Annotated in this window: 10 protein-coding genes; 7 read left to right on the forward strand and 3 right to left on the reverse strand. The window is 74.2% G+C overall.

Going from position 1 to position 10,914, the window contains the following annotated elements; genetic code table 11:
* Window positions 1-18 precede the first annotated feature (18 nt).
* From BLU82_RS15510 to BLU82_RS15525, 4 genes are all read left to right on the forward strand, one after another.
* Complete coding sequence (locus tag BLU82_RS15510; RefSeq protein ID WP_157741016.1) at window positions 19-2,982, forward strand: exo-alpha-sialidase; 2,964 nt, start codon at window positions 19-21, stop codon at window positions 2,980-2,982.
* 7 nt (window positions 2,983-2,989) lie between these two features.
* Complete coding sequence (locus BLU82_RS15515; RefSeq protein ID WP_092622027.1) at window positions 2,990-4,096, forward strand: zinc-binding dehydrogenase; 1,107 nt, start codon at window positions 2,990-2,992, stop codon at window positions 4,094-4,096.
* A 66-nt stretch (window positions 4,097-4,162) separates the two neighbouring features.
* Complete coding sequence (locus tag BLU82_RS15520) at window positions 4,163-4,948, forward strand: SDR family NAD(P)-dependent oxidoreductase (protein ID WP_092622029.1); 786 nt, start codon at window positions 4,163-4,165, stop codon at window positions 4,946-4,948.
* Between the two features lie 9 nt (window positions 4,949-4,957).
* Window positions 4,958-5,140 (forward strand): hypothetical protein, encoded by a 183-nt coding sequence (locus BLU82_RS15525; RefSeq protein WP_092622031.1) that lies wholly within the window; start codon window positions 4,958-4,960, stop codon window positions 5,138-5,140.
* 14 nt (window positions 5,141-5,154) lie between these two features.
* Here BLU82_RS15525 and BLU82_RS15530 read toward each other — a convergent pair whose 3' ends face one another.
* Window positions 5,155-5,889 (reverse strand): ankyrin repeat domain-containing protein, encoded by a 735-nt coding sequence (locus tag BLU82_RS15530; protein ID WP_092622033.1) that lies wholly within the window; start codon window positions 5,887-5,889, stop codon window positions 5,155-5,157.
* A gap of 23 nt (window positions 5,890-5,912) precedes the next feature.
* On the opposite strand from BLU82_RS15530, the gene BLU82_RS15535 reads away from it, so the two are divergent.
* From BLU82_RS15535 to BLU82_RS15545, 3 genes are all read left to right on the forward strand, one after another.
* Window positions 5,913-6,560, forward strand: coding sequence for a GntR family transcriptional regulator (locus BLU82_RS15535; protein WP_092622035.1), 648 nt, complete (start codon window positions 5,913-5,915; stop codon window positions 6,558-6,560).
* Between the two features lie 21 nt (window positions 6,561-6,581).
* Window positions 6,582-7,769, forward strand: a complete 1,188-nt coding sequence (locus BLU82_RS15540; RefSeq protein ID WP_197682972.1) for an amidohydrolase family protein — start codon at window positions 6,582-6,584, stop codon at window positions 7,767-7,769.
* A gap of 95 nt (window positions 7,770-7,864) precedes the next feature.
* Window positions 7,865-8,896 (forward strand): FAD-binding oxidoreductase, encoded by a 1,032-nt coding sequence (locus BLU82_RS15545; RefSeq protein ID WP_092622039.1) that lies wholly within the window; start codon window positions 7,865-7,867, stop codon window positions 8,894-8,896.
* A 57-nt stretch (window positions 8,897-8,953) separates the two neighbouring features.
* On the opposite strand, the gene BLU82_RS15550 is transcribed toward BLU82_RS15545, so the two are convergent.
* A complete protein-coding gene (locus BLU82_RS15550) occupies window positions 8,954-10,096 on the reverse strand; it encodes a glycoside hydrolase family 99-like domain-containing protein (protein ID WP_157741018.1) in 1,143 nt (380 codons plus the stop codon).
* 29 nt (window positions 10,097-10,125) lie between these two features.
* The gene (locus tag BLU82_RS15555; protein ID WP_092622043.1) at window positions 10,126-10,914 is read right to left on the reverse strand and encodes a carbohydrate ABC transporter permease; all 789 of its coding nucleotides are present in this window, start codon (window positions 10,912-10,914) and stop codon (window positions 10,126-10,128) included.

Below are 10,914 nucleotides of genomic sequence, written 5' to 3' on the forward strand. Positions count from 1 at the left end.
GGCAGGAGTGAGACACCCATGACCACGCTCCTACGACCGCGCTCGATCACGGCGCTGCTCCTCGCCGCGCTCACCCTGCTGGCCGCCGTCGCCGTGACGGCCCCGGCGTCCGGTGCGGCCGGCGCCGAGGACGAGCGGCTGACGGCGAGCTTCGCCCTCCTCGGCCCGGACCCCTACCCCGCGACCGGCCGGGTCGGCGGCGCGTTCTCCACGACCGGCGCGGTCGCCCTGGACTACCTGCGGCGCAGCCTGGTGGCCGACCTGGGCACGGTCTCGGCGGTCGGCCGGGTCGAACTCGTCGACCGCGACGCCACCAGCCGCCTCACCGCGTCGGACTACACGCTGTGGAGCAGCCGCGACAACCAGTCCTACCAGCGGCTGGACGACTGGACGCTGCGGACGCGGCAGCAGGACGGCCGGCTCGTGCACGAGTTCACCGGGTTGTCCGCCGAGGCCCGCTACGTCAAGATCACCACCCGGTACGACGACACCGCGTTCACCTTCGTCGTAGACAAGCCGGCCGAGGACGTCCGCCTCTTCGGCACGGCGGGTGAACCGGACCCCGGCGCGGCCCTGGACGTGGTCGACTCCTGGAAGGTGACCAGCGAGGCCACCTACCCGGACGTCGAGCGCCCGGACACGATGTCGGCCTTCCGCCCGGCCATCACGGAGGCGCCCAACGGGGATTTCCTGATCATCTTCAACACCTCCACCGACGCCAACCCCGGCGGTGAGGTCCGGCTGATCCGCTCCACCGACCGAGGCCGCACCTGGGGACCGTCGGAGATCATCGCCGCACCGAGCGGCCGGTACGAGGGCGGCAGCATCGCGTCGTCGCGGGGCATGACCACGCTGCGCGACGGCACGATCGTCATGACCTACGGCGAGGCCGTCAACCACACCCGGTTCAACAACCGCGAGGGCGTGAAGTTCGTCGCCCGTTCCACCGACAACGGCCACACCTGGGAGGGCACCGATGAGCCGATCGACTTCCCGGTGCCGTTCCGCGAGCAGTTCGACGCCGGCGGCCGGATGATCGAGACCGCGGACGGCACGCTGCTGCTGCCGGTCTGGGGCACCCGGGAGCTCGCCGACGACTGGGAGACCAACCCGCGGCGCAGCGAGTCAGGGGTGCTGCGTTCCTTCGACGGCGGCAGGACCTGGCCGGAGTTCGAGGTCATCGGCTACGACCCGCACGACCCGGTGCACTCGCCGCCGTTCTACCCGTACGTGTTCGGGGCCAGCTCGACCGAGTTCGCCATGCAGCAGCTGCCGAGCGGCCGCATCGTCGCCGAGATCCGCTACGAGAACGTCGTGGACCCGGTGCGCTGGCAGCTCTACCGCTCCTACTCCGACGACGACGGCGCCACCTGGTCCACCCCGGAGCCGGTCGGCTACGTCGCACCGGCCTACTCGTTCGCGTTCGCGCCGTGCACCGACGAGCTGGCCGGCGGGCAGAGCAAGCTGGTGCTCGGCGCCAGAGGCATCACCCAGCTCGGCAAGGCCATCATGGCGGTGTCCTTCGACGAGGGCGTGACCTGGCAGGACCCGTTCCCCCTCGAGCACCCCGACGGCAACGACTTCTACGGCACCCTCGGCGGCGAGCCCGACTTCCTGCGGCTGGACGACCGCCGGGTGCTGGTGGTCTTCCAGGCCTCCGACGACGACCGGCCGTACATCCCGCCGGGCGACCCCGGCAAGCCGTGGCACATCATGGCCAACGTCCTCGAGGACGCCGCGCCCGACGAGTGCCGGGCCCAGGCCGCCGCGGCCGGCGAGCGGCAGGCGAGCACGCCGAACGTCTTCGTCCACCGGGCCGACCGCGCGGAATGGACCTGGGCGCTGTCCGCGAAGAACGCCGTGCACCCGGCCGGCACGACCGTCGGCGAGTTCGTCGCGACCCAGGCGCCGGCGTTGAGCTGCCGCGCCGACCAGCCGCTGCGGCTGCGCGACGAGGACGGCCGCGCCCTGGATCCCGGCGACACGCTGGCCGAGGCGGGCGTGCGCAACGGCGACTCCGTCGAGCTGAGCACCGCGCAACCCATGGCCCGGCCGTTCCGCATCGGCGCGGCCGAGCTGGACGTGTCACCGGCCACCCGGCACCTCGCGAACTGGGACGACGCCTGCGCGCCCACGCCGATCGCGCTGGACTACCGGTCCCGCGGCCTCGGCCTGGACGTGGCGGTCCCGGCCGGCGAAGTCCTGTCCGCGGTGCAGCTGCGCGACAGCGCGGGGAACACCCGGCTGAAGCAGTCCGACTACCGGCTGTGGACGAGCCCCGACAACGTGCACTTCACCGAGGTGACCGGCTGGTCGTTCGCGTCCGGCGTCGATGACGGCCGGATCGTGCACCGGTTCGGCGACCTCGCCGTCGCCGACCGATACCTCAAGGTGACGCACCCGTACACCGACGCGGCGTACACGTTCGTCCTGGACGACCCGCGCGAGGACATCTCGCTCGAGTTCGCCGCGCGGGCCTGCGACAGCGTCGTCACCGGGCCCGTCACCGGGCCGCTCACCATCGACGGCGACGGCACCACCTGCGTCACCGGCGCCACCATCGCCGGGCCGGTCACCGTCGAGGCCGGCGCGTCCGTGTCGGTGCGGGACAGCCGCATCACCGGTCCGCTGACCTCCAGCGGCGCCACCGCGATCTCCGTCTGCGACTCGACCCTGACCGGACGGGTCGCGGTGAGCGGCAGCACCGGCCCGGTGTTGATCGGCGAGGCCGACGGGCACGACTGCGGGCCGAACACGATCACCGGCCCACTGAGCCTGGACGCGAACACGTCGACGATCCGGGTGGCGGGTAACCGGATCGCCGGAGCGGTCACGCTGACCGCCAACACGTTCGCGTCCTCGGCCTACCTCGGCGGCAACCGGATCATCGGGCCGCTGCGCTGCACCGGCAACACACCGGAGATCGACGGCGGCGGCAACGACGTCACCGGCCGTGTGAGTGGCCAGTGCGCCGGATTGTGAGCCTGCGATGAGGATCACGGGCGCCGTGCTGGAGGAGCCCGGTCGTGGGCGCCCCTACGGGTCGACCCGGCCGCTGACCGTGGCCGGGCTCGACCTCGCCCCGCCCGGCCCGGGCGAGGTGCTGGTCGAGATCGAGGCCGCCGGAGTGTGCCACTCCGATCTGTCCGTGGTCGACGGCCAGCGTCCCCGCCCCACGCCGATGCTGCTCGGGCACGAGGCGGCCGGACGGGTCGTCGATGCCGGCGACGGCGTCGACGACCTGGAGGCGGGCCGGCGGGTGGTGCTGGTGTTCCTGCCGGCCTGTGGCGGGTGTGCCGGATGCCGGTCCGGCGGGCGGATCCCGTGCGAGCCGGGGTCGGCCGCCAACGCGGCGGGGACGCTGATCGGCGGCGGCACGCGGCTGTCCCGGGGCGGCCGCCCCGTGCTCCACCACCTCGGCGTCTCGGCGTTCGCCACGCACGCGGTGGTGGACCGCGGCTCGGTCGTCCCCGTCGACGATGACGTGCCGGCCCCGGTCGCCGCGCTCCTCGGCTGCGCGGTGCTGACCGGCGGCGGCGCGGTGGTCAACGCGGGCGCGATGCGTTCCGGCGAGAGCGTGGCCGTCGTCGGGCTCGGCGGAGTGGGGCTGGCCGCGGTGCTGGTCGCCGCCGCGGCCGGCGCCTCCCGCCTCGTCGCCGTCGACCCCGTCGAGCACAAGCGCGAGCTCGCGCTGCGGCTCGGCGCCACCGAGGCGATGACGCCCGATCAGGCAGCCGGCGCCGGCCGGCTCGCCGACCTGGTCGTCGACGCGACCGGGTCGGTGCCGGCGTTCGAGGCGGCGCTGGCGGCCACCGCCCCGGGCGGGCGCACGGTGACCGTCGGGCTGCCGCCGCCGGACCGGCAGGCCCGGATCTCCCCACTCGCCCTGGTGGCCGAGGCGCGCAGCGTGATCGGCAGCTATCTCGGCTCCTCCGTCCCGTCGCACGACGTCCCGATGTACGTCGACTGGTGGCGCGACGGCCGCCTGCCGGTCGAACGCCTCGCGACGTCGGAGCTCTCCCTCGACGACATCAACGATGCGATGGACGCGCTCGCCGACGGCCAGGCCGTCCGTCAGGTGATCAGACCTTCGTGACCAGCCGCACGACCACCCCGACGTTCCGCGACGCTAGGGTCGTCCCGACCGAGGGTGGGAGTGCGCATGGGCGAGTTCACCGGGCGGGTTGCGCTGATCACCGGCGCCGGGTCGGGCATCGGCGCCCGGCTGGCGGAGCTGTTCGCCCATGAGGGCGCGACCGTCGTCGTCGCCGACCGCGACGCCGCGAGCGCCAGCCGAACCAGTGCGGCGCTGCCCGGCTCGGTCGCCCAGACGGTCGACGTCACCGCCGCTGACCAGGTCACAGCGATGCTCGACAGCCTGCACGCACAGGGTCTGCGGCCCGACCTCGTCGTCAACAACGCGGCGGCGTGCACCGACACCCCGTTCGAGGAGCTGACCCCGGACGAGTGGCGGCGCGACCTCGACGTCACCCTCACCGGCGCCTTCCTCGTGTCCCAGGCGTGCTTCGCCGACCTCGCCCGCGCCGGCGGCACGGTCGTCAACATCGCCTCGGTGAACGCCGCGCGCTACTTCGGCAACGAGGCCTACAGCGCGGCCAAGGCCGGCCTCGTGTCCCTGACCGGAAGCCTCGCCGTCCGCTGGGCCCCGCACGGCATCCGGGTCAACGCCGTCCTGCCCGGCACCATCGCGACACCGATCTGGGCCGAGCGGCTCAGGCGCGACCCCGCCGCGCTCGACAAGGCCGCCGCCATGTACCCCCTCGGCCGCATCGGCCAGCCCGACGACGTCGCCCAGGCGGTGGCATTCCTCGCCTCCCCGCGCGCCTCCTGGATCACCGGCGCCGCCCTCCCCGTCGACGGCGGCCTCCTCGCCGCCGGATCGACCACCTTCGCCCACGACGCCGAACGCCCACCCGGCACGCCGTAGGTTGCGTACGTGGAGGAGGCCTTTCAGGTCGATCTGCGCGGAATCGTCGACCTGCTGAGCAACCATCTGTCCAGCAGCCCGCGGGTCTACCTGCGGGAACTGCTGCAGATGCGCACGGCGGACGACGTGCTGAGCATCGCCGACGGCCGGCATCCGGAGGCCGCTGCCCTGGAGTCCCGCCTGACCGAATAGTCCCGGCCCAGCGCTCAGGCGGCGGCGCGGTCGATCTCGGCGACGATGGCGGTGTAGCCGCGGGCGGCGGCGAGGCGGCGCGGGGAGACGCCGTCGCGGTCGGGGATGGTGACGTCGGCGCCGGCGGCGATGAGCAGGCGCACCGTCTCGACGTGGCGGTCGGAGCCGTTGCCGAGGACGATCGCCTCGTGCAGGGCGGTCCAGCCGAGGTCGTTGACGTGGTCGACGGGGACGCCGGCCGCGATGAGGGTGCGGACGGTCTCGACGTGGGCGTGCTCGCTGGCCGGGATGAGCGCGGTGCCGCCGAAGCGGTTCGTGCTCGCGACGTCCGCGCCGTGGCGCAGCGTCGCCGCCAGGATCTCGTCCAGCCCTTCGGCGCCGGCATAGAGGAACGCGGAGTCCTGGAGGTCGTCCTTGGCGTTCGGGTCGGCGTCGGCCGCCAGCAGCGCCAGGGCGGCCTCGACGTGGTTCGCCTTCGTGGCGACGACGAGCGGCGTGCGCCCGGAGCCGTCGCGCGCCTCGAGGCCGGCGCCGTTGGCGACGGCGGTCGCGATGGCGCCGGTGTCGTTCGCGGCTGCGGCGTCCAGGAGCAGCACGGTGGCACCCTCTGCGGTCATGGCGGGCGGGGGCGTCGGCGTCGGCGAGGGGGTCGCCGCCGGCTGCCCCACCGGCTCGTCGGCGGGATCGGCGGCACACGCCGCGAGCACGGCGGCCGCCGACACCGCCACGACAATCCGGGACACACGCATGCAGGTATGGTATACCAAAGCTCATGACGGTGGACAGCAGCGCAGGCTCCGAGGTCGTCCGCGTGACGAAGCGGCTGCGCGACGACATCGTCGACGGCGTGCGGGCGCCGGGCAGCCGGCTGGTCGAGCGCGACCTCGCCGCCGAGCTCGGCGTGAGCCGGGTGCCGGTACGCGACGCGCTGCGCACGCTGGCCGGCGAGGGCCTGGTGACGATGCGGCCGCGAACCTGGGCCATCGTCCGCGAGTTCACCCCGGGCGACGTCGCCGACCTGATCGAGGTGCGCTCGGCGTTCGAGGCGCTGACGTTCGTCCTCGCAGCCCAGCGGCGCACCAGCGCCGGCCTGGCGCGGCTGCGCACGGTGCTCGACGCCGAGCTGGCGGCCGCCGCCGGAGACGACGCCGTCACCGCCCGCCGCCGCGCCGCCGACTTCCACGAGACCGTCACGGAGCTGGCGGCGAACGACCTGCTCGGCGAGCTGGAGCTCACGCTGCGCAGCAGGATGCGGTGGCTGCTGTCCCAGCACGACGACCTGCTGCGCATCGCCCGCGAGCACGAGGCGCTCTACGACGCCATCGCCGACCGCGACGCCGCCGCCGTCGACGTGCTCGTCCGCACGCACGTGGAGACCAGCCGGGCCGCGGCAGCCTCCCGCCGCGCGTCGTCCAGCTGAGATTTGGTATACCGTCGTGCCATGGCAATGAGACTGACGAACGTCCGGCCGTGGGGCGGCGCGGCCGCCGACGTCGTGATGGCCGAGGACCAGATCGTCGACGTCGTCCCGGCCGGATCGGCGGCGAGCGACGGCGAGACGACCATCGACGGCGGCGGGCGGCTGGCCCTGCCCGGTCTGCTCAACGTCCACGCCCATGTCGACAAGAGCTGGTGGGGCCGGCCGTGGGTGCCGGCCGGCGGCGCGCCGGGGACCGCGGGCCGCATCGCCCACGAGCGGGCCGAACGCGACGCGCTGGGCATCCCGAGCGTCGAGTCCACCACCGCGGTGCTGCGCGAGTTCGTCCGGCACGGCACGACGGGGGTGCGCACGCACGTCGACGTCGATCTCGGCGTGGGCCTGCGCGGCATCGAGGTCGTCCGTGCGGCGGCGGCCGCGCTCGGCGACGCCGTCCAGGTCGACGTCGTGGCCTTCCCGCAGGACGGCGTCATGCGGCGGCCGGGCGTCCTCGACCTGCTCGACCAGGCGGCCGCGGCCGGCGCCACCCACGTCGGCGGCATCGACCCGGCGTCGATCGACCGCGACCCGGTCCGTCAGCTCGACGGCCTGTTCGACATCGCCGAGCGGCACGGCGTCGGCATCGACCTCCATCTGCACGACGGCGGCGAGCTGGGCGCGTTCCAGCTCGAGCTGATCGCCGAGCGGACCGTCCGCGCCGGTCTGCACGGCCGCGTCACCATCTCGCACGGCTTCGCCATCGGTGAGCTGCCGCCGGGGCGCCAGACCGGCCTGCTCGACGTCCTCGCCGAGGCCGGCATCGGCTGGGCCACGGCCGCGCCGGTGCGCAGCGCGCCGCTGCCGTGGCGCGAGATGCGCGAGCGCGGCATGCCCATCGGCCTCGGCACCGACGGCATCCGCGACCTCTGGTCCCCCTTCGGCGACGGCGACCTACTGCGCATCGCCCTGGGGTTCGCCCGGCTGCACGCCCTGCGCACCGACCCCGACCTCGTCGACGTCGTGCGGCTGGCGACCTCGCACGCCGGCGGCTACCTCGGCCGTGCGGCCCACGACCTCTCCCCCGGCGCCCGCGCCGACGTCGTGCTGCTCGACGCCGAGAACGTCCCGGACGCGCTGGTCCGCTGCCCGCCCCGCGCCCTCGTCGTCGCCGGCGGCCGCCTGGTCCAGCGCGCCGGCGACGTCCTGGTCTAGCATCGCCCGGGTCGCCCGCCGCTCCGGAAGTCACGCCACCTGGAGCACTCGGCGTGATGGTCCGTGAGCCTGAACCGGCCGCCAGGAGGCACGACATGACCGTCCCCGACCCGGCGACGAGCGGCGACGTCGTGGTGGTGGGCGCCGGGATCGTGGGCGCGTCGGTGGCCTACCACGCCGCCCGGGCCGGCGCCGCCGTGACGCTGGTCGACAGCGGCCGGCCGGGCGGCTGGGTGACGGCGGACTCGTTCGCCTGGATCGGATCGTCCGGCGTCCGCACCGGCCCGGCCGCCGCGCTGCGGATGACCGCGACGGAGGAGTACCGGCGGCTCGAGGCGGAGCTACCGGGGCTCCCGGTGACGTGGTCCGGCTCGCTGTCCTGGGGAACGACGGACGCGGCGCCGGAGGCCGGGCCCGGGCAGGAGATCGTCGACGCGGCCACGGTGTCGCGGCTCGAGCCCGCCCTGCGCAGGCCACCGGAGTGGGCCGTCTGGGCACCCGGTGACGGCGCCGTCGACCCGGTGGGCGTGGTCGAGCGGCTGGTCGCGGGCGCCCGCGACCACGGCGCGACGGTCCGGACGGACACCCCGGTCACCGGCGTCCGCCGCGACGCCGCGGGCCGGGTCGCCGGGGTCGAGACCACCGCGGGGCCGGTCGCCGGTACGACGGTGGTGCTCGCGGCGGGCGTGGCCACGGCCGCGCTGGCCGCGCCGCTCGGGGTCCGCGTCCCGGTCGAACCGGCGCCGGCGACGCTGTTCCGGTTCCGCGCCCCGGCCGGCCTGGTCCGCACCGTGGTCAACACCCAGGACTTCGATCTCCGCCAGGTCGCCGCGGACCGGCTGGTCGCCGCCGCGGACTCGCCCGAACGGACGCTCGCCGCCGTTCGGTCGACCTTCCGCGGCTCCGGGGACGTCGAGCTGCTCAGTGCCCGGGTCCGCCAACGCCCCATGCCGGCCGACGGCGAGCCGATCGTCGGCCCGGTCGCCGGCGTGCCCGGCCTCTACGTGGCGGTGCTGCACGCCGCGGTCACGCTCGGCCCGGCCGTGGGCCGTCTGGTCGCACGGGAACTGGCCGGCGGCGCCGCCGTCGAGCCCATGCTGGCGGGCTGCCGCCTCGACCGGTTCTGAGCGCGGACGGCGTCCGCGGCGCGAGGTGCTCCAGCACGAGCGCCGGACCTTCGATCATCAGCGCGGGAACGCCGCCGCCAGAGCTTGCAACAGCGCGGCGCCCCGGTCGGTGTCCGGGAGCAGGTAGGAGCCCTCGGTCCACTCGTTCCACGCGTTGACCGTCACGATGGGCGGCGCGTCCGGCTGCGCCGCGAGCAGCTCCGTGGCGTCGGCGGCCGCCTTGGCGATCGACGCGGCCGAGCACTCGAACACCGGGGTCCAGCCGTAGCCGGGGTTGTGCTCCCATGGTCCGTCCGCCGAGGTCCGCGGCGAGCTGTCCCAGCCGACGGAGATGTTGGGCAGGAACGGCACCGCCAGCTCGCCCGGGTACGCGCGGTAGTGGCCGAACGCCTCCTCCCTGACCCGGTCCCAGTCGCCCACCGGGAACGGGTGGGCGGCGAGGTCGACGTGGTGCATCCAGGTGTAGGAGCTGGTGGACGCCACCGGCAGGGCCCGCAGGATCTCCATCGGCCGGTCGATGGTCACGTGGTTGGGCAGGACGCCCGTCCCCCACACGACGACGTCGAGATGGACCCCCGGCAGCCCGGCGCGCCGGGCCTTGTCGTCGAGGGAGCGCAACGCGTCGGCGGCGGCGTCGGCCCCGCCCATGGCCGCGACGAACGTGCCCAGCTCGTAGACGGAGAAGAACGGCCGGCCGGCCACCGTGTAGTAGTCGGGCCGGGTGAAGTACGCCGCCACGAGGTGATCGGCCATCGCGTCGAAGGCGTCGCGGCCGACGGCCCCCGGCCGCAGCAGGCGGGGCCGGGTCCGCGACGTGGGCGCGGGCAGCGGGTACACGTCGACCAGGTCGTGGTTCGCCCACATGAGCGCGAACCGGAACGGCGGGCCGCCCGGCGCCCGGCCGAGGAACCCGCGATCGAGGGCGTCCTGCAGGTAGGGCCCGTCGTCGTACCAGTAGAAGTCGAAGAGGAAGCCGTCGATGCCGTGCTCGCTCGCGAGACGCACCTCGGACTCCATGACGGCGGGATCGCTCTCGTCGCGGTGGCCGAGCAGCGGCACCCGCGGCTGGCGATGACCGGGAAAGCGGGGCACGGCCTTCTCGACCAGCTCCCACTCCGTGAAGCCCGGCGAGATCCACTCGGCATCGCGCGCGTCGGCGTGCCAGTGCGGGAAGTAGTAGGCCAGTACATCGGGTCGCACGAGGTCCCACTTTCTGGTGGCGTCGTCGGTCACTTGATGGCGCCCGCGAGGAACCCGGCGCGCACCTGGCGCTGGAACACCAGGTAGAGCGCCACGATCGGCAGGCTGATGAGCAGGTTGGCGGCGAACACCTTCGGCAGGTCGATGTGCCGTTCGCTCTGGAAGTACGTGGGGATCTGGGTCACGACCTGGGCGGAGGGCTCCTGGAGGAACAGCAGCGGCAGGAAGTACTCGTTCCACGCGGCGAGAAACGTGAAGATGACGATGACGGCCATGATCGGCCGGGCCAGCGGGACGACGATGCGCGCGAAGATCTGCCCGGCGCCGGCCCCGTCGAGCCGGGCGGCCTCGTGGATCTCGCCGGGGATCCCGGTCAGGTAGTTGCGCGCGACGAGCACGCCGAACGGGACGGCCAGCCCGCTCAGCGGGAGGATGACCGCGATCGGCGTGTCGAACAGGCCGAGCCGCTGCACCGTCACGAACAGCGGCACCGTGAGCGCCATGCCGGGCAGCGCCAGCCCGGCGACGATCGCCAGTTGGCTGGTCCGCCCGAGGGCGGCCCGCAGCACGACCATGCCGTAGGCGGCGGCCATCGCGACCGCCGTGACGATGACGACGGTGCTGCCGGCGATGACGAGGCTGTTGACGAAGAAGCGCACGAACGGCGTGTCGGCGACCACCTCGACGTAGTTGCGCCAGCCCTCCCCCTGCAGCGACTCCCTGACCACGAGCAGCAGCGGGAGCGTGAACACCAGCAGCAGGACGACCACGAGGATCTGGCTGACGACCCGGCCGGTCGCCGATTGGTGACGGAACAT

Origin of the sequence: Jiangella sp. DSM 45060 (genome assembly GCF_900105175.1) — a bacterium.
Classification (GTDB): domain Bacteria; phylum Actinomycetota; class Actinomycetes; order Jiangellales; family Jiangellaceae; genus Jiangella.

What these genes read in the sequence shown, in the direction of transcription:
- BLU82_RS15510 (WP_157741016.1), top strand. Translation starts at nt 19, where the DNA reads ATGACCACGCTCCTACGACCGCGCTCGATCACGGCGCTGCTCCTCGCC.
- BLU82_RS15515 (WP_092622027.1), top strand. Translation starts at nt 2,990, where the DNA reads ATGAGGATCACGGGCGCCGTGCTGGAGGAGCCCGGTCGTGGGCGCCCC.
- BLU82_RS15520 (WP_092622029.1), top strand. Translation starts at nt 4,163, where the DNA reads ATGGGCGAGTTCACCGGGCGGGTTGCGCTGATCACCGGCGCCGGGTCG.
- BLU82_RS15530 (WP_092622033.1), bottom strand. Translation starts at nt 5,889, where the DNA reads ATGCGTGTGTCCCGGATTGTCGTGGCGGTGTCGGCGGCCGCCGTGCTC.
- BLU82_RS15535 (WP_092622035.1), top strand. Translation starts at nt 5,913, where the DNA reads ATGACGGTGGACAGCAGCGCAGGCTCCGAGGTCGTCCGCGTGACGAAG.
- BLU82_RS15540 (WP_197682972.1), top strand. Translation starts at nt 6,582, where the DNA reads ATGGCAATGAGACTGACGAACGTCCGGCCGTGGGGCGGCGCGGCCGCC.
- BLU82_RS15545 (WP_092622039.1), top strand. Translation starts at nt 7,865, where the DNA reads ATGACCGTCCCCGACCCGGCGACGAGCGGCGACGTCGTGGTGGTGGGC.
- BLU82_RS15555 (WP_092622043.1), bottom strand. Translation starts at nt 10,914, where the DNA reads ATGTTCCGTCACCAATCGGCGACCGGCCGGGTCGTCAGCCAGATCCTC.